Annotated in this window: 18 protein-coding genes, 1 tRNA gene and 10 pseudogenes; 17 read left to right on the forward strand and 12 right to left on the reverse strand. The window is 65.0% G+C overall.

Features of this window, described 5'->3' with window-relative positions:
* Positions 1–145 precede the first annotated feature (145 nt).
* The gene (locus FQ389_RS12670; RefSeq protein ID WP_144208155.1) at positions 146–886 is read left to right on the forward strand and encodes a hypothetical protein; all 741 of its coding nucleotides are present in this window, start codon (positions 146–148) and stop codon (positions 884–886) included.
* On the opposite strand, the gene FQ389_RS20210 is transcribed toward FQ389_RS12670, so the two are convergent.
* The 3 genes and pseudogenes from FQ389_RS20210 to FQ389_RS18090 form a co-directional block, all read right to left on the reverse strand.
* Positions 887–1,012: a hypothetical protein gene (locus tag FQ389_RS20210; RefSeq protein WP_260860735.1), complete on the reverse strand. Its 126-nt coding sequence runs from the start codon at positions 1,010–1,012 to the stop codon at positions 887–889.
* A 433-nt stretch (positions 1,013–1,445) separates the two neighbouring features.
* A pseudogene (locus FQ389_RS12675) lies at positions 1,446–1,818 on the reverse strand (serine hydrolase domain-containing protein); the annotation flags it as partial.
* A 107-nt stretch (positions 1,819–1,925) separates the two neighbouring features.
* Positions 1,926–2,078 carry a hypothetical protein gene (locus tag FQ389_RS18090; protein ID WP_186296404.1) on the reverse strand — a complete coding sequence of 51 codons (153 nt, stop codon included), beginning with the start codon at positions 2,076–2,078 and terminating at the stop codon, positions 1,926–1,928.
* A 184-nt stretch (positions 2,079–2,262) separates the two neighbouring features.
* On the opposite strand from FQ389_RS18090, the gene FQ389_RS12680 reads away from it, so the two are divergent.
* From FQ389_RS12680 to FQ389_RS12700, 6 genes and pseudogenes are all read left to right on the forward strand, one after another.
* Positions 2,263–2,391, forward strand: a complete 129-nt coding sequence (locus tag FQ389_RS12680; protein WP_144208218.1) for a CsbD family protein — start codon at positions 2,263–2,265, stop codon at positions 2,389–2,391.
* A 135-nt stretch (positions 2,392–2,526) separates the two neighbouring features.
* A pseudogene (locus FQ389_RS12685) lies at positions 2,527–2,868 on the forward strand (DUF2237 family protein).
* Between the two features lie 43 nt (positions 2,869–2,911).
* A complete protein-coding gene (locus FQ389_RS12690; protein ID WP_144208158.1) occupies positions 2,912–3,541 on the forward strand; it encodes a sulfotransferase in 630 nt (209 codons plus the stop codon).
* On the forward strand, positions 3,502–3,852 hold the full coding sequence (locus FQ389_RS12695) for a sulfotransferase (protein ID WP_144208161.1): 351 nt from the start codon (positions 3,502–3,504) through the stop codon (positions 3,850–3,852). The genes FQ389_RS12690 and FQ389_RS12695 overlap by 40 nt, the downstream gene beginning before the upstream one ends.
* 28 nt (positions 3,853–3,880) lie before the next feature.
* Complete coding sequence (locus tag FQ389_RS18095; RefSeq protein ID WP_186296405.1) at positions 3,881–4,048, forward strand: hypothetical protein; 168 nt, start codon at positions 3,881–3,883, stop codon at positions 4,046–4,048.
* Positions 4,049–4,200: 152 nt separating this feature from the next.
* A pseudogene (locus FQ389_RS12700) lies at positions 4,201–5,196 on the forward strand (MBL fold metallo-hydrolase); the annotation flags it as partial.
* A gap of 1 nt (position 5,197) precedes the next feature.
* Here the strand turns inward: FQ389_RS12700 and FQ389_RS12705 are convergent.
* Positions 5,198–5,720: pseudogene (locus tag FQ389_RS12705) on the reverse strand (M1 family aminopeptidase); the annotation flags it as partial.
* On the opposite strand from FQ389_RS12705, the pseudogene FQ389_RS12710 reads away from it, so the two are divergent.
* The 4 genes and pseudogenes from FQ389_RS12710 to FQ389_RS12730 all read left to right on the forward strand — a co-directional run.
* A pseudogene (locus tag FQ389_RS12710) lies at positions 5,674–6,161 on the forward strand (SDR family NAD(P)-dependent oxidoreductase); the annotation flags it as partial. The pseudogenes FQ389_RS12705 and FQ389_RS12710 sit on opposite strands and share 47 nt — an antisense overlap.
* Position 6,162: 1 nt before the next feature.
* Positions 6,163–6,384: pseudogene (locus FQ389_RS12715) on the forward strand (aldehyde dehydrogenase family protein); the annotation flags it as partial.
* 230 nt (positions 6,385–6,614) lie between these two features.
* Entirely contained in the window at positions 6,615–7,088 is a 474-nt protein-coding gene (locus tag FQ389_RS12725; RefSeq protein ID WP_260860736.1) for a TM2 domain-containing protein, read from the forward strand.
* 212 nt (positions 7,089–7,300) lie between these two features.
* The gene (locus FQ389_RS12730) at positions 7,301–8,431 is read left to right on the forward strand and encodes a glycoside hydrolase 5 family protein (RefSeq protein ID WP_144208164.1); all 1,131 of its coding nucleotides are present in this window, start codon (positions 7,301–7,303) and stop codon (positions 8,429–8,431) included.
* Between the two features lie 33 nt (positions 8,432–8,464).
* On the opposite strand, the pseudogene FQ389_RS12735 reads toward FQ389_RS12730, so the two are convergent.
* A pseudogene (locus tag FQ389_RS12735) lies at positions 8,465–8,877 on the reverse strand (3-ketosteroid-9-alpha-hydroxylase); the annotation flags it as partial.
* A 38-nt stretch (positions 8,878–8,915) separates the two neighbouring features.
* On the opposite strand from FQ389_RS12735, the gene FQ389_RS12740 reads away from it, so the two are divergent.
* Positions 8,916–9,161: a hypothetical protein gene (locus FQ389_RS12740; RefSeq protein ID WP_144208167.1), complete on the forward strand. Its 246-nt coding sequence runs from the start codon at positions 8,916–8,918 to the stop codon at positions 9,159–9,161.
* 206 nt (positions 9,162–9,367) lie between these two features.
* On the opposite strand, the gene FQ389_RS12745 is transcribed toward FQ389_RS12740, so the two are convergent.
* Positions 9,368–9,673: a helix-turn-helix domain-containing protein gene (locus tag FQ389_RS12745; protein WP_144208170.1), complete on the reverse strand. Its 306-nt coding sequence runs from the start codon at positions 9,671–9,673 to the stop codon at positions 9,368–9,370.
* A gap of 38 nt (positions 9,674–9,711) precedes the next feature.
* Positions 9,712–9,912, reverse strand: coding sequence for a type II toxin-antitoxin system RelE/ParE family toxin (locus tag FQ389_RS22540; RefSeq protein WP_407662875.1), 201 nt, complete (start codon positions 9,910–9,912; stop codon positions 9,712–9,714).
* A gap of 391 nt (positions 9,913–10,303) precedes the next feature.
* Between FQ389_RS22540 and FQ389_RS12755 the strand changes: the two genes are divergently transcribed.
* Positions 10,304–10,828, forward strand: a complete 525-nt coding sequence (locus FQ389_RS12755; RefSeq protein ID WP_186296406.1) for a tyrosine-type recombinase/integrase — start codon at positions 10,304–10,306, stop codon at positions 10,826–10,828.
* 31 nt (positions 10,829–10,859) lie between these two features.
* Here FQ389_RS12755 and FQ389_RS12760 read toward each other — a convergent pair.
* From FQ389_RS12760 to FQ389_RS12770, 3 genes are all read right to left on the reverse strand, one after another.
* Positions 10,860–10,949 (reverse strand) — tRNA-Ser (locus FQ389_RS12760).
* Between the two features lie 29 nt (positions 10,950–10,978).
* Positions 10,979–11,455 (reverse strand): nucleoside deaminase, encoded by a 477-nt coding sequence (locus FQ389_RS12765; RefSeq protein WP_144208223.1) that lies wholly within the window; start codon positions 11,453–11,455, stop codon positions 10,979–10,981.
* Positions 11,455–11,976 (reverse strand): tRNA adenosine deaminase-associated protein, encoded by a 522-nt coding sequence (locus FQ389_RS12770; protein ID WP_144208176.1) that lies wholly within the window; start codon positions 11,974–11,976, stop codon positions 11,455–11,457. The genes FQ389_RS12765 and FQ389_RS12770 overlap by 1 nt, the downstream gene beginning before the upstream one ends.
* A gap of 101 nt (positions 11,977–12,077) precedes the next feature.
* Here FQ389_RS12770 and FQ389_RS12775 point away from each other — a divergent pair, with 101 nt between their 5' ends.
* Positions 12,078–13,064 carry a prephenate dehydrogenase gene (locus tag FQ389_RS12775; RefSeq protein ID WP_144208179.1) on the forward strand — a complete coding sequence of 329 codons (987 nt, stop codon included), beginning with the start codon at positions 12,078–12,080 and terminating at the stop codon, positions 13,062–13,064.
* Here FQ389_RS12775 and FQ389_RS12780 read toward each other — a convergent pair.
* Entirely contained in the window at positions 13,027–13,581 is a 555-nt protein-coding gene (locus FQ389_RS12780) for a putative glycolipid-binding domain-containing protein (protein ID WP_407662877.1), read from the reverse strand. The two genes, FQ389_RS12775 and FQ389_RS12780, sit on opposite strands and share 38 nt — an antisense overlap.
* 222 nt (positions 13,582–13,803) lie before the next feature.
* Here FQ389_RS12780 and FQ389_RS12785 point away from each other — a divergent pair, with 222 nt between their 5' ends.
* Positions 13,804–14,172 carry a LapA family protein gene (locus FQ389_RS12785; protein ID WP_144208185.1) on the forward strand — a complete coding sequence of 123 codons (369 nt, stop codon included), beginning with the start codon at positions 13,804–13,806 and terminating at the stop codon, positions 14,170–14,172.
* Here FQ389_RS12785 and FQ389_RS18100 read toward each other — a convergent pair.
* Positions 14,169–14,303, reverse strand: a pseudogene (locus FQ389_RS18100) (phosphotransferase family protein); the annotation flags it as partial. The gene FQ389_RS12785 and the pseudogene FQ389_RS18100 sit on opposite strands and share 4 nt — an antisense overlap.
* Here FQ389_RS18100 and FQ389_RS22545 point away from each other — a divergent pair.
* Together FQ389_RS22545 and FQ389_RS21325 are read left to right on the forward strand one after the other, a co-directional pair.
* Positions 14,290–14,807, forward strand: a pseudogene (locus FQ389_RS22545) (phosphotransferase family protein); the annotation flags it as partial. The pseudogenes FQ389_RS18100 and FQ389_RS22545 overlap by 14 nt on opposite strands.
* Positions 14,807–15,189, forward strand: a pseudogene (locus FQ389_RS21325) (acyl-CoA dehydrogenase family protein); the annotation flags it as partial. The pseudogenes FQ389_RS22545 and FQ389_RS21325, both read left to right, overlap by 1 nt.
* Between the last annotated feature and the right edge of the window lies 1 nt (position 15,190).

Genomic DNA, 15,190 nt, shown 5'->3' on the forward strand with positions numbered 1-15,190 from the left:
GGGTTGGGTTAACAGCCCTCGCGGGTTCAAATCCCGCATCCTCCGCAAATTTGAGTGCACTCGGTTTGTCGACGCGGCCAAACGGTTGTTGGAATCGGTTTGTCTGCCTCTAGGCTGACGTGGGCTCACCAGCAGGAGGAGGCGTATGGGCCGCAAGGTCGCCATACCGTGGCATTTGTTGTTCTCGATCGGCGCCGGCGTCCTCTATTTCCTTTGCGTGCTCCCCCGCTGGTCCGAGCTCATGGTCGACACACCGCGCGCGCTGGGAATGGCGGGGCGGATCGGCGCAGGCGCGCTGATCGCGCTGGCCGCATTGCCGGTGGTGTTCACCCACCTGCGTACCCGTAAGCCTGAGCTGGGCACACCGCAGCTTGCGCTGACGCTGCGGGTCTGGTCGATCGTGGCCCATGTGCTGGCCGGCGCGCTGATTATCGGCACCGCAATCAGCGAAATCTGGCTCAGCCTGGATTCGGCCGGAAAATACCTGTTCGGCATTTACGGCGCCGCCGCGGCGATCGGATTGCTCGGTATCTTTGCGTTCTATCTGTCGTTCGTCGCCGAACTGCCGCCGCCTCCGCCGAAACCGATCAAGCCGAAGAAGGCGAAGCGGGGTTTGCGCCGCAAGAAGGCCGCCGAATCCGACGACGAGGCTGACATCGCGGCCGACGACGAGGCCGGCAAGAGCGAGACGGTCACCGCGGAAGAATCCGCCGAGCCCACGGCCAAAGCTGTCGAAGCCGTCAAAGCCGAAAAGCCGGCGTCCGCCGACGACACCGAGAGCACCGAGGACTCCCGCACCGGATTGCGCAACCGCCGCCCGACCGGCAAGGGTTCGCACCGGATGCGGCGCCGGCGCACCCGCGGCGGCGTGGCGCTCGACGAGTGATCAGTCCCGTCGCTTGAGGCTCTCGACGTAGGCGGCGATGCGCTGCTGGGTCTCTTGCGCGCCCCACAGTTGACGCACGCCCGCATCGGTGACGGCCCCTTCGCGGATCCGCGAAGGGGCCCGCAACTGGGTCTTGGTATCACCGATACGCCGCAACGGGCAAGGCACCCAGATCGGCGGCCTCCGCGATCGTGGCCGCGACCACATCGTCGGCCACGACCCGGTGGGCAAGCCCCCGAGCGATCGCCTCGGCAGAACACTCAAGCATCCGCCTTGGGCGCTACTACTGGTGGGCCAGCCTCGCCAGGATCCACTGGAATGTCGGTATTCTCACCGGTGCGATAGCTCGCGCAGACAGGCCGATAGCCTTCGGCGATCTGCAGCGGGATACCCTCTGACGATCGCCGCGCACCAACAGATTGGGCATCGTCGGTGGCGATATCACTGATTCACCGATGCCGTCTTCAACCACCGAGGCCCGGTTGAATCTGTTGAGCGCTTGATATCCGCGCATGTATCTCGTTGAGGTAGTTGTAAACCGTATAGCGGGTGACATCCAGCGGACGGTGATGCCGCCCTTGCCGTTGGCCGCGAATTCCGGCCAATACTCGGCGACCGGGTCGTCGTAGGACAGCAGACCTCGGTTGGCGAGCCGGTGGATCACCGCCGACGCGACGCCCTTGGTCACCGAGAAGACCATCGCTCCGGTGTCGGCCCTCCACGACTGCGTGACGGCCCGGTCCGACCAGTCCATCCAGACGTCGACGACGGGCACGCCGTCGATGTAAGACGCACAGCGCGCCGCCGCCGAGGCGTCGCCCCGGAAACTGCTGAGCAAATTTCTTCACGACGTTCGCGAAATGCGGGTCGGCGGCCCCCGAGACACCGCGCAGCAAGCCGTCGCCAGTGGTGAGCAGAGTCGAAGTTGCCATTGTGCCGCCCGGATGTGTGCAGCGGGGCCTGCTACACCGGAGAGGCGCCTCCCCGCTGAGGTGCCATTGCGTGAACGTATGCTATCAGTCCGGCAATGCCGTGCGTATCACTGCGGCAGATCGTGCGGCGGCTCGTCCGCATTCGCACCGGGGGGCGCTTCGCCCAAATACTTCCGCAGCCTCAGCAGCTGGTTGATCACGACGCCCAGGCCCAGCAGCATCAGCACTATGACGATCGCCACCACCACCGGGGTGCTCATGAACCCATTGTGGTCCCTCGCCTGCCCGCCGGCGACCAGCCTGTTTGCCAGGAGATTGGGGTACGGGCCGGCGTTGCGGTCGGTTCGATCGCGGTCCGGGATTTTAATACCGAAGGTTCACGGGTAGCCGGGAGCGTAACGACATCGCGTCAGAAGGGAGCACGACCCGAGCACCGAAGACAAGATCAAGAACAAGATCGAGGACCTGGGTGGGCAGGCGCAGGAAGCCGTCTGCAAATTGACCGGCGACGACGACACCAAGAACGAAGGACGTGGGGACCAGGCGAAATCGAGCCTGAAGGATGCTCAGTGACCCTTCCGTCGCGAGTGCAGCGAATTGCTCCAGACATCGCTGTCCGTATCGCCAGCAATACTCTGGCACAAATTTGCTGCCCGCGGTCGGCGAAGTCTCTTCTAACTTCCGCCCTGACGGCACAATACTTACGGGGTGTCCAATCGCAACGTGCTGGGCAGCCCGCTGCAACCGTACGGCAGCGAGGACGTCGGACCGCCACACGATCTGTGCGGTGATGACGACCGAATTTCTCGAGCACCAGCGTTCCATCGGCAACGATCTGTTGACACCGGTGCCGCGGTACCGGTTTCTCGGCCTGCTGCCCGGTGACCGCTGGTGCGTCACCGCCCTGAACTGGCCTCAAGGTCCACCAGGACGGCTGCGCGGCGCCGGTGGTGTTGGCCTCCACCCAAGAACGCACCCTCGAGGTGGTGCCGTTGGAGGTGTTGCGCGAACACCAAGTCGACCGTTCCCGACGACCCGGCTAACCTGTAAGCCTCGCGAACTGCGATTCGACACCCGTCGAGGAGGCAGTCACATGAGCGCTGCGGGCTCCGACATCGCCGACCTCGATTTCGACGACCTGGCCTCCCCGCGGCTGACCGACACTCAGCGCCAGATCCTGGAATTCACCGAGGCCAGGCGGGTGGACCTCGTCATCGACCGGATACTCGTGGAGGCCATCGACCAAGCCGGCGCCGACAACCTGGCCGACACCAACGGCTTCGGCGACCGGCTGCGCGCGCACGTCGCCGCGATCGAAGCCGTCGACGGGCTGCGCCAGCTCACCCGCTCGACCCTGCGGCAACGAGTGGTCCGCCTGCTGCGAAATGGGTTGTCGCTGAACGAACTGATCACGCGGTATCCGGAGATCGAATCGATCACGATCGACAAGCCGTTCATCGTGGTCGGCATGCCGCGGTCGGGCACCACGCATCTGGTGAATCTCATTGCCGCCGACCCACGCCGGCGCGCACTGCTGTACTGCGCGCATTGCCGTACTGGGAGAGTCAGGAGCCCATACCCGCGCGCGGCGAGGGCCCGGGTATCGACGGGATCGACCCTCGCTACGCCCGGGCGAAGGCCGAGTCCGACGCGCTGGTGGCCAGCGCCCCGGTGGTGGCGGCGATGCACGATCGATTCCCGGAGGCGATCGAGGAGGAGGTAGAGCTGCTCGACCTCGATTTCGCGGCTACGTCTTGGTATGGCATGCGCGCGTGCCGGATTGGCGCGACTACTATTTGGCGCTGGCACTACGCCTACCTGAAGAAGGTTTTGCAGGCCCTGACCTTTCTGCGGGGCCCGCGAACGTGGATTCTGAAGAGTCCCCAGCACTGCGAGCAACTGGGTCCGGTGATGGCGACTTTTCCCGACGCGACGGTGGCGTTCACCCACCGCGATCCCGTCGCGGTCGTGCAGTCGGCGATCACGATGATGGCCTATTCCGACCGGCTGCGCCGCACCACCATCGAGCCGTAATGGCTGCTGGACTAATTAGACCGATCGGGTGCACCGACTGCCGAGAGCGTGTGTCCGCGACCCCAACCTGATACCGCCCGACCGCAGCATCGACGTCAGCTTCCACCAACTCAACGGCAACAAAATGCCGGTGCTCGACGAGCTTTACCGGCGCGGCGACGTCGAGGTGACCCCGAAGGTGCGTGCCTGGTTCTAGCAGTACCTGGACGACAATCCGCGCGTAAAGAACGGCCGGACCCGCTATGACCTGCGGCGGCACTTCGGCGTCACTGCCGAGGAGTTGCGCGGCCGGTTCAGCTTCTACTTCGACCGGTTCGACGTCCGCCCCGAATGAAGGAGACAGCAGCGATGTTCGAGCCAATATACCGCAGCACACCGGGCGCCGACGCACTGCAGCCGGCGGCCGGGCCGAGCAGATCGCCCCGGAACTGTGGTGTTCACCGGGGCTGTCCAATTCGTACCTGCTGACCACCGGCGATGGCCGGGTCGTCGTCAACACCGGCATGGGGTTCGAGGGGCCGGTGCACTGTGCCAACTTCGACGCCGTCGACAGTGCGCTACATCAATCTTCACCCAGGGCTACGTCGACCACGTCGGCGGCCTGGACAGCCTGCGGGATCCGATCATAGTTGTTGTCGCCCAATACAATCGGACGGCATGGCGTGACGATGACGAACGCCTCATCCTCTATCGGGCGAGCCGCAGTGTTCGCGTTTAAAGACAAGCTGGCGACCGGCGTCCAGGCCATCCAGCGCCGGCTGGGCACCAAGAAATTGCCCGGCCAAAGCGTCCCGAACGTCGATCTGGACTTCGACGACACCCTGACCCTCGAGGTCGGCGGCCGGCGCCTGGAGCTGATCTCGGTGCCCTGCGGCGAGACCACCAACTCCCTGGTGGTATGTCTGCCCGAGGCAGCGAATTTGTCTGTGCGGGAACACCTTCAGGCCGATCTTCGGGCACATCCCCAACCTCGTCACCATGCGAGGCGACCGGTATCGCGACGCCCTGATGGCGATCGCGTCGGTGGAGCGGGTGCTCGACTTGCACCCGAGCTGCTGGTCACCGGCCACTTCGAACCGATCACGGGCGCCGACCGCATCCACGCCGAACTGACCCGGCTGCGCAACGCCATTCAACACGTGCACGACCAGACTGTGGCCGAGATGAACGCGGGCAAAGAGGTGCGGACCCTGATGCGCGAGATCACCCTGCCCGCGGAATACGAAGTGGGCGAGGGCTACGGAAAGATCTCCTGTGATGTACGGGCCATCTGAGAGAACTACTCGGGATGGTTCCATCAACCGGTCCACCACGGAGCTCTACCCGGTTGGATTCGACGCCGTAATCCTTCGTGTAGCCAGATGTCTCGCCGGCGGTGCGCAGTCACCGAGTTGCCGAACCATTGGTGTGCCAGTTCGTGGGCGATGAGCCGTTCGCTCGACCGGGTGCCGTCGCAATGTTTGGTACCGAAGATCGAGATGCCTTGCGCTTCAAGCGGGTATATCCAGCGCGTCGTCGGTGACGACGACCGTGTAGCCGCTGCCCAAGGGATACTGGCCGAACAGGTCGATGAACAGTTCCATCATCTCGGGTCGGCGGGCGAAATCGTGGTCGAAGCTGCTTCGCAGCCGCCCGGGTAATGCGGCCTCTAGGTGCCAATCTGCAACGTTATCAGGTAGGTCGACGTGGGCTCGGGCTGTTCGTAGGTCCACACGGTGCGCGACGCGCGGACTCGCCGGGACAGCGGCCGCCCGTTAGCGATCACCCCCGTTGCCCCACAGTGATCGGATCGGCTTCGGTTAACCGCCGTAGCGCACCACGATCGACAGGGCCGCCCCGGTGAGAACTTTGGCGTCAAGGCACAGCGTCGGCGTGCTGGATGTCAACGAGCAAGCGGCCCAACGTGTTACCGATGACCTGCGCGCCGCGGGGACCACCGCGATCGCGCTGGGAGCCGACGTCTCCGACCGGGCGGGCGTGGAGCACGCCTTCGCCAAGGCGCGCAGCGCGCTCGAAGCGATGTTGGTGCTGGTCACGTGTGCCGGCATGTTCGGGTTCGCGCCGTTCGACCAGATCACCCCGGAGTCGTGGTCGAAGATCATCGACGTCAACCTGACCGGTATCTTTACACTGTTGCTAGGTCGCGCTGCCCGATATGGTCGACGCAAAATGGGGCCGGATCGTGATGATCTCGTCGTCCAGTGCGCAACGCGGATCCCCGTTCGCGGCCCATTACGCGGCGTCCAACGGGCGTGATCACCCTCACGAAGTCGCTCGCCCACGAGTACCCCCACGGGATCACCGTCAACCGGTTCGATGTTCACCAGCGATGTCGAGCGCGGATACGGTGTGGCCGCCCGGATCCTGTCGGGCACCTTCGGCATCAACGAGGGCTACATCATGGATACGGCAGCACCGTTCGGGGGTGTCAAGGACAGCCGCTACGGACGGGAACTCGGCATCGAGGGCATCGACAGTTACACGGTGAGCCAATCGATTTCGGCGACCCCGGCGGTGCTGCCTGAGACGTGATCATGGCCGCCATCGACTCGAGGTCCGAGCTGGCGTCGCGAATCCCGTCGATGAGCGTCGCCGGGAAATCGGAGTTGTTGAAGTCGCTGCTGACGGGGTAGCTCACCGGGTACACCGCGAGCGATCGCCCCCGAGCTGCCCGCGCAGGGCGTCGACGTAAGGCAGCGGCATAAGACGACGATAATCCGATCGGTGGATGCGCGGCAGGTCCGGCGGCCTCGGACCGTCGCGTGGGCCTGGCGCACTGTCTGACGGGCAAACCTGACCAGCAGGTTTACCGCGGCCACGGTAAACCTGCTGGTCAAGAGCGTGATTACTTCTTGAAGGCGTCCTTCACCTTTTCGCCGGCCAATGTCGACGCCGAACCCACCCGGACAGCTTCCCGAGGCCTGGCAACCGCCCGCTACCAGCCGCCCCCGCCGTCCGGGTATCCGGGGGATACCCCGGCTACCAACAGCCGCCCGGCTACCCACAGCCACAGCCCTTTCCCGGTTATGCCGGCTATCCGGGGCTATGCGGTGGACCCGCACGCACCGTTCGGCCGTGATCCCGCCACGGGTCTCCCGCTGTCGGACAAATCGAGCACCATGGCCGGGCTCTTGCGACTGTTCTTCGGCGTGTTCGGCGTCGGTCGCTTCTACATCGACACAACCCAGATCGCGGTAGCGCAACTCTTGCTGGGCCTGTTCGGACTGGATCTTTAGCGTGTTCTGTTTCCTCGGTTTTCCGGTCCTGCTCGGCAGCGCCGTCTGGGCGGTCGTCGACGCGATCATGATGTTCACCGGCAGCGTGAAGGCCAACCACGGCCGCAAACTGCGCTAGCGCAGGATCACGATCAGGTCACAATTTCCAACATCCCGGATTGCGATCGGCGCGTCTAACCGCCTGCACGACAAGGGACATCTAGTGTCACTTCGTGAACCGCCGCACGGCCATGAAGCTGCCACTAATGCTCGCAGCGGGTGCGGTCTTGGCCCACGCACCCCGTGTTGCCGCAGAAACCGGGCGGTGGTCGCCGGAGCGCGCCAAGACCTGGTATAAGGCGCAAGGATGGCTGGTCGGCGCGAACTACATCCCCTCGACCGCCATCAACCAACTGGAGATGTTTCAGGCGGGAACCTTTGACGCGCAACGCATCGACAGCGAATTGAGCGTCGCCCACGCCATGGGATTCAACACCATGCGGGTTTTCCTCCACGACCAACTGTGGGCCCAGAACCGCCAGGGCTTTCAGAGCCGCCTCGCCCAATTCGTCGCAATTGCCGCGCGCCGCGCCATCAAGCCACTCTTCGTCCTGTTCGACTCGTGCTGGGATCCGCTGCCCAAGTCCGGGCCGCAGCACCCGCCGGTGCGCGGGGTGCACAACTCCGGATGGGTGCAAAGCCCGGGAGCCGAGCGGCTCGGCGACCCGCGCTACATCCCGGTGATGCAGGACTACGTCACGGGTGTGTTGCGACAGTTCCGCAATGACGACCGGGTGCTGGGGTGGGATCTGTGGAATGAGCCCGACAATCCAGCGAAGGAATACCGCAAGGTCGAACGCAAAGACAAGCTGCAACTCGTCGCCGACCTGCTGCCCCAGGTGTTCCGTTGGGCCCGCGCGGTCGATCCGGCGCAGCCGTTGACAAGTGGCGTCTGGCAAGGCTCTTGGGGAGATCCCGGCAGCCGGAGCACCATCAGCGGCATCCAGCTCGACAACGCCGACGTGATCACCTTCCACAACTACGGCAAGCCGGCCGAGTTCGCGTCGAAGATCAACGAGCTGACGCCGATGGGTCGGCCGATCCTGTGCACCGAATACATGGCCCGATCCCAGGGCAGCACCATCGAGACAATTCTTCCAATTGCCAAGCGGCACAACGTAGGTGCGTTCAACTGGGGCTTCGTCGCCGGCAAAACACAGACCTACTTCCCCTGGGACTCGTGGGATCACCCGTACACGGCGCCACCGAAACTCTGGTTTCACGACCTGCTGCTGCCCGACGGGCGGGCCTATCGCAGCAACGAGGTGCAAACGGTGCGCGGGCTGACCGGCGGCATCGGCTGACTCCGTAGCCGGTCACCACCCGACGGTCCGGTGCTAACCACGGTCCGACGCGGCAAGGTTCTGCGCGACCTCCCGCTGCCAGAACTTGTTGGCGTGGTTGGTGTCTACCTTGATTTCGAAGCGATCCGTCATCTCGGCGGTGACTTCGGCGACGTCGACGTAGAACTGCCCATACCAGCGTCGGTGCTGATACACCGCGCCGGCCTCCTCGGTGAGCAACGGATTTTCGATGCGGGTCTTGTATCGACGTCGTCCAGGAAGCCCTCACCGAACGAGCGGCTCATCGCGGCGGCCAGCTTGGTCGCGCCGGCCGCCGGCAAACCGGGAAACTCCTGGACCGCCACGCCCCACTGCAAGACGAACGAGTCGTGCGTGACCGGATAGTGGCAGTTGATCAGTGCCACCTCAATCGTGAAGTCCGGCGCCACGTCGTTGCGTCGGAGCCACCACGCTCTACCGCCACTTCGCCGACAAGGACGATCTGGTGGTCGCGGTGCTCGACGAGTTGATCGCCGAGGCCCGCGCGGGCACGGATACCGCGGCGGACATCCCCGACGCGCTCGAGGCGTTCCGCTCGATGTTCATCGGCAGTTGCGAACCCAGCGACGCCGACACGGCGACAATTCTGCGGCTCGCAACCGCGCACCCGGGCGCACGCCCATCGGCTGATCGTCGACCTCGTCGAACCGTTCACCACGCGGCTCCGCAAGGCCGGAGCGCTGCATTCTGACGTCACGGCCGACGACATCGCGATGTTCACCCGGATGACCGTCGCCGACGACGACCATGCGGGCCGAGCCAAGGCGGTGCAGGTGTTGCTCACCGGACTGATCCAAACAGCCGAGGCCGCGCGAAAGACCAGCGTCGGCCGGAAGAAGGCGCGCGGCCGTAACGCCGGCTCGGGCCGCACCTTACTCTCCGAGAGCGGCCCGATTGCTATGCGATCTGTATGCGCTCGTCTCCGATCTTAACCTCGATACGCAGCGCGCCACCGATTGCTTCGACGTAGCGGCGCAATGTGTCGACCTGAGTGCGCTCGCTCTTTTCGCGTTCAACCTTTGAAACACTGTTCTGGCTGACATGCATAATTTCTGCCACGTAGACCTGAGTGAGATCGAGAGCTTCTCGCAGCTCACGCAGCTTATATGCGCGAACGTCAGACAATATACGGGCCTTATGCGTGTCAATCGCAGCTCGGTCGACCGGTCGCTTGGTGAGCCAATCATTCAAGGTGGCCACTATCCACCCTCCCTTCCTTTGCGTCGCAGTTCCTCTAAGTGTTAGTCGAGAAACTCATCCGCGATCGGGATGTTGTCCTTATACCAACGGCCCCATCGCCCGGATTTGTCACCCGCAACAAGAAGAACCGCGATTCGCCATGGATCGAATGCGAACAATACCCGAAACTCATTTATTACGTCACAGGTAGGTGGTCCCGTTTCGTCATGCAGACAAGGTGGGGATGACTGACTTGCAGCCAAGTTCGTCAGATGACGCCGACGCCCTCGCTGACATCGTGAAGCAGGCTAAGCCACTCGAGGGTCTCCACCGTCTTAAGCTCTTTCCGCGGGGGGGGGGGGAGATAATTCTGTACAGAGGATGAATCCCGCGCTCTCCTCTGGGAGTCCAGTAACTAGCACGGATTTCCCGGGAAAATCCGGCCGCAGCGTTGTCCACAGTTCTACGCTTCAAACACTCATCATTTCCCCGTTCGAGGAAGGCGGTCGCCTTATGTCACGATACATAACCAGAATCATCATCCTGGCCTTCGTCCGCGCTTTCACCGCCACAATGGTTGCCGGGTGCGTATCGCAACCCGCGTGCGCCAAGTGGCGCCGAACGTCGAATTCTGCGGCGCATAAGCACGCACCTTTGCGGCAAACACCGAAACCCTCAACCTTTTTAATGCTGGCAGTAAAAAGGCTTATGGGCGCCGACAAGTCGGGGCTGTTTGACTTAAGTGCCGGGCTTGGAGTCCAAGCGGCGCGCGAAGTCGATAAAACCGAAGCGCAAACACGTCTACCGGTGCCCAAATTCGTAATGACAAAACTCAAGAATCAGATCGGCGGGCATGGTCCTGATGCCCTCGTGTTCCGCCGAGGCGAGGACTACGCAGCCGGCCAGAAGTCCAGCGGCGGTTGGTTCGCCGAGGCGGTCAAACGTGCCAAGGTGCAGCGGGTCACCCCGCACGATATGGGACACTCCGCGGCCAGCTTGGCAATCGGCACAGGCGCCAACGAGCTAGCCGTCAGCCGCACGCTCGGCCACGAAAATTCGGGAGCGACTCGTGCCCGGCGGATCCGTTCAACACCGATCTTGATGCTGTCGCGGTCGCTCTTCACAACTCGTACTCACCTGCGAGTGTGGGCAAACCAAGGTCAGCGAACAGAGAAATAGCCCCTTACCCGCATTGCAGGTTTCGGGGCTTTGGCGGTGGCGGAGGGATTTGAACCCTCGGACGGTTTTAGCCGTCACACGCTTTCGAGGCGTGCTCCTTAGGCCGCTCGGACACGCCACCGCCGAGCAGCTTACCCAACCGGCGCCCGCTCACCCCAATCGCTGGCGGGCGAAAAACTCTTCCAGCCGCGCGGCGCACTGTTCTGCCAGCACACCGCCCCGCACCTCGGGTCGGTGATTGAGCCGGCGGTCGCGGACCACATCCAATAGCGACCCGACCGCGCCGGTCTTGGGTTCCCGCGCGCCGAACACCAGCCGCGCGACGCGGGCCAGGATCAGCGCGCCCGCGCACATCGTGCACGGCTCGACGGTGACCGCCAGCGTGGTTCCCTCCAACCGCCACCCGTCGCCGAGCGCCGCGGCCGCCACGCGCAGCGCCAAGACTTCCGCGTGCGCGGTCGGATCACCAAGGGCCTCTCGGGCATTCGCAGCTCGGGCGAGTTCGGTTCCGTCGGCGGCGACGATCACCGCCCCGATCGGCACGTCGCGCAGGCCCGCGGTGCCCGCAACCTCCAGGGCGGCGCGGATCAAGTCTTCGTCCGTCCTCGCCGACCCGGCGCTAGCGATCACCGACCCAAGCGGTCGATCACCACCGACAGCTGGTCGGCGAAGCCCATCTCGCGGGCAATGCGACCCAGCTGCTCGTCGGCGTACAGATCGGACTCGTCGAGGATGACACTCAGCACCGCCTCGGGCAACCCGATGTCGGACAGCAGTCCCAGGTCGCCCTCCTCGAACGGCTCCGAGTCCTCCAGATCCTCGGGGTCGATGTCGGCGTCCAGGTTGTCCAACACCTCGGCGGCGATGTCATAGTCCAGCGCCGCGGTGGCATCCGAGAGCAGCAGCCGTGTGCCCGACGGCGCTGGCCGCACGATGACGAAGAACTCGTCGTCAATGTCGAGCAAACCAAAGACCGCGCCCGCGCTACGGAGTTCGCGCAGTTCCGTCTCGGCGGCGGCCAAATTCGTCAGCGATTTCGGCGACATCACAGAACAACGCCATTGGCCCTCTTCGTGTACGACGGCGACACCAAAGCCGTCCGGCGTGTCCACGGACGCCCCTTGCGTTGCGGCCCGCTCTCGTCCCATGGCCGCCTACGCTAGTCGCTGACCAGGCCGCTTGACCAGACAGCACCCGCCGCCGCGGGGACCTGCAGCCACCGTTCTCCGCCCAACTGTGCCAACCTTGGATGGTGTCTGCGACTTCGACCGGGGCGGGAAGCAGAACCCCGGTATGCGTGCTCGGCTTGGGACTGATCGGCGGCTCGATCATGCGGGCCGCCGCGGCCGCGGGCCGCGAGGTGTTCGGGTACAACCGCTCGGTGGAGGGCGCGCACGGCGCCCTCGCCGAGGGGTTCGCCGCCACCACCGACCTCCACGACACGCTCACCCGAGCCGCCGACACCGGCGCGCTGATCGTGCTGGCCGTGCCGATGCCGGCCCTGCCGCTGATGCTTGCCCACGTCAGCGAATTGGCCCCCAAATGCCCGCTCACCGACGTGACCAGCGTCAAATCGGCGGTGCTCGACGAGGTCATCGCGGCGGGACTGCAGGAGCGATTCGTGGGCGGTCACCCGATGACCGGCGCCGAAAGCTCGGGATGGTCGGCGGGGCACGCCGGATTGTTCACCGCCGCCCCCTGGGTGGTCAGCGTCGACGACCACGTCGACCCGGTGGTGTGGTGGATGGTGATGAACTTGGCGCTGGAGTGCGGCGCGGTGGTGGTCCCGGCCAAATCGGACGCGCACGACGCCGCCGCGGCCGCCATCTCCCACCTGCCGCACCTGCTGGCCGAGGCGCTGGCCGTCACGGCGGCGGAGGTACCGCTCGCTTTCGCCCTAGCCGCCGGATCCTTCCGGGACGGCACCCGGGTGGCCGGCAGCGCCCCCGACCTGGTGCGCGCCATGTGCGAAGGCAACAGCAGCCACCTGCTGACGGCTGTCGACCGGGTGATGGACCTGCTCAGCCGGGCCCGCGACTCGCTGGACTGGGATAACTCGGTGGCCGAACTCATCGAGGCCGGCCACGCCGCACGGACGCGCTACGACCGCTTTCCGCGCTCGGACATCTTCGCCGTGGTGATCGGCGCGGAGAACTGGCGCGAGGAGTTGGCCGCCGCCGGGCGAGCGGGCGGCGTGATCAGATCCGCTCTGCCAATCCGGGATAGTCCACGATGAACCCGTCCGCGTCGACGCTCACCGTGGTGTCGGCTACCGGCGAATGCAACTTGATCCCGTCCAATCGGCCCTCGCTGGCATAGCTCACCGTCGCCGGGGTGACCGACATCTCCGGCACGTTGACGTAGACCATCGGCAGCGCGGTGCTGTCCGCGTGTTCGTGGAGCCCGAGCCGGCGGATGGGTAAGGCGTTGAAGAACGGGCTGAACACCACATCGACGTCCAGCGCCCCCTGGTATCCCTCGCGCCACTCGCCCTGGTGATCGGTGATCATCCACATGTTCTCTTCGTCACGGGCGATCGCCAGTTGCCGCTCCCGCTCCGCGAGGGTGATCGTCAGCCCGAACCGCTTGGTGGCGCCACTGTCGTCGGTCTGCAGCTCGTAGAAGGCTCCGAGGGCGGGATTGCTATCGGTGGCCGCGGCGACGATACGGCCGGTGGCCTTGATTCGCTTGCCGGACACCTGAACTCGCACCGATTCCATGCGGGAGATGTCAGGCGCGCGCCAGGTCAGCATCGTGGGCCAGACGCGTTGAGTCGGGTCAGAGGGGCTGTTCACACTCCATACCGTAAAACTTGGTCACTGACCGCGGCAGGCTGGTCGCCAACTGCGGTCTGCGTCACATCGCCGCGCCGATGGGCCGGCGCTAACGGCAGAATCGGCCCGACGCCCGGCCCGAAAGCGGACGGTTTGGCGGGTCTGGTTTCAATCTGGTCACGATCGGATAAAGATGGATCTATGAGCAGCATCACTCCTGGTTTGCCGGGTAACCCGCCGCCCGAACCGCCTTCGCCGCCCCCCACACCCGCGTCAGGACCCCGCGGCGCAAAACCCGCCGACCCCGCAATCGGCTTCACCCGCGCCGGAGCACTCTGGACGGCCTTGATCGCGGGTTTCCTGATTTTAATCCTGCTGCTGATTTTCATCATCCAGAACACGACGTCGACGCCGTTCCAGTTCTTGGGCTGGCACTGGACCCTGCCGCTGGGCGTGGCCATCCTGCTCGCGGCCGTCGTCGGCGGCCTGCTGACGGTAGCCGTCGGGACCGCGCGGATCCTGCAGTTGCGCCGCGCCGCCAAGAAGCAGCACACCGCTTCGCGCGGCTAGCCGGGCAGCCTGGCCAGCTCCGCCAGACCGCGCGAGATCAACGACGCGACGACTTCGGGCGTGTGCTCGGACTCCTTGTCGCTGGCCTGATCGGATATGCGCCGACGGAAGTCGATGCCCGCCGACGACACCGGCACCGTGCTGGGCCTGCTGTTCTACGTGATGCGGGCGATCGACGGCTGGAGCCCGATGGACGGTGGCTGGCAGCCGCCGTTCGACACCGATCTGGAGGCCCGGCGCGGGTTGGCGTTCCAACTCGTCGAGGGGGCCGCCAAACTCGGCCGCGTCGACTGGCGGGGCCAGGGCCTCGAGGGCTTCGGTCGCCCGGACGGATTCCACGACCGCCAGGTCGATCGCTGGCTGGCGTTCCTCGACTCGTACCGGGTGCGCGAGCTGCCCGGGCTGCATGAGGCCGCCGACTGGCTGCGTCGCAACCGGCCCACGTCGTACCGGCCCGGGATCATGCACGGCGACTACCGGTTCGCCAATGTGGTTCGCGCATGGCAGCCGGCCCCGCCTCGCCGCGATCGTGGACTGGGAGATGACGACGGTCGGAGACCCGTTGCTGGACCTGGCCTGGGCGCTGCTGGGCTACGACGACGAAAACCCCCAAGGCCGACGGGTTTTATCTGGACAATTCGTCGCCGACTCCTACACCGAGCTGATTCCCTTCCGGCTGACCGTGCTGCATGCCGCCTGGCTGATCGACAACGGCGACGAGCACGGTGCCCGCGCCGAGATCGCCGCCTGTAAGATTCTGGCCTCTCAAGTGTTGAAATCGATTGCGCTACGGTAGATTCAGGTGCACGGCGCGCTCGGTCTGACCGATCAGCTGCCGTTGGTCAACGTGCTGCTCGGCGGGATCGCGCTCGGGCTGGCCGACGGCCCGACCGAAGCGCACAAGGTCAACCTGGCCCGGATGCTGTTGAAGGGTACGACGCCGAAGACGAGGACTGGCCCAGCGAGATGCTCGACGTGCGCCGGTCGGCGGCCCGGGAGAAGTATGGCGCGCTGGTCG

Origin of the sequence: Mycobacterium tilburgii (assembly GCF_902168065.1) — a bacterium.
Classification (GTDB): domain Bacteria; phylum Actinomycetota; class Actinomycetes; order Mycobacteriales; family Mycobacteriaceae; genus Mycobacterium; species Mycobacterium tilburgii.

Coding starts and splice junctions, on each gene's coding strand:
- FQ389_RS12670 (WP_144208155.1), top strand. CDS start 146: ATGGGCCGCAAGGTCGCCATACCGTGGCATTTGTTGTTCTCGATCGGC.
- FQ389_RS18090 (WP_186296404.1), bottom strand. CDS start 2,078: ATGAGCACCCCGGTGGTGGTGGCGATCGTCATAGTGCTGATGCTGCTG.
- FQ389_RS12690 (WP_144208158.1), top strand. CDS start 2,912: ATGAGCGCTGCGGGCTCCGACATCGCCGACCTCGATTTCGACGACCTG.
- FQ389_RS12695 (WP_144208161.1), top strand. CDS start 3,502: ATGCACGATCGATTCCCGGAGGCGATCGAGGAGGAGGTAGAGCTGCTC.
- FQ389_RS12770 (WP_144208176.1), bottom strand. CDS start 11,976: ATGGGACGAGAGCGGGCCGCAACGCAAGGGGCGTCCGTGGACACGCCG.
- FQ389_RS12775 (WP_144208179.1), top strand. CDS start 12,078: ATGGTGTCTGCGACTTCGACCGGGGCGGGAAGCAGAACCCCGGTATGC.
- FQ389_RS12780 (WP_407662877.1), bottom strand. CDS start 13,581: ATGCTGACCTGGCGCGCGCCTGACATCTCCCGCATGGAATCGGTGCGA.
- FQ389_RS12785 (WP_144208185.1), top strand. CDS start 13,804: ATGAGCAGCATCACTCCTGGTTTGCCGGGTAACCCGCCGCCCGAACCG.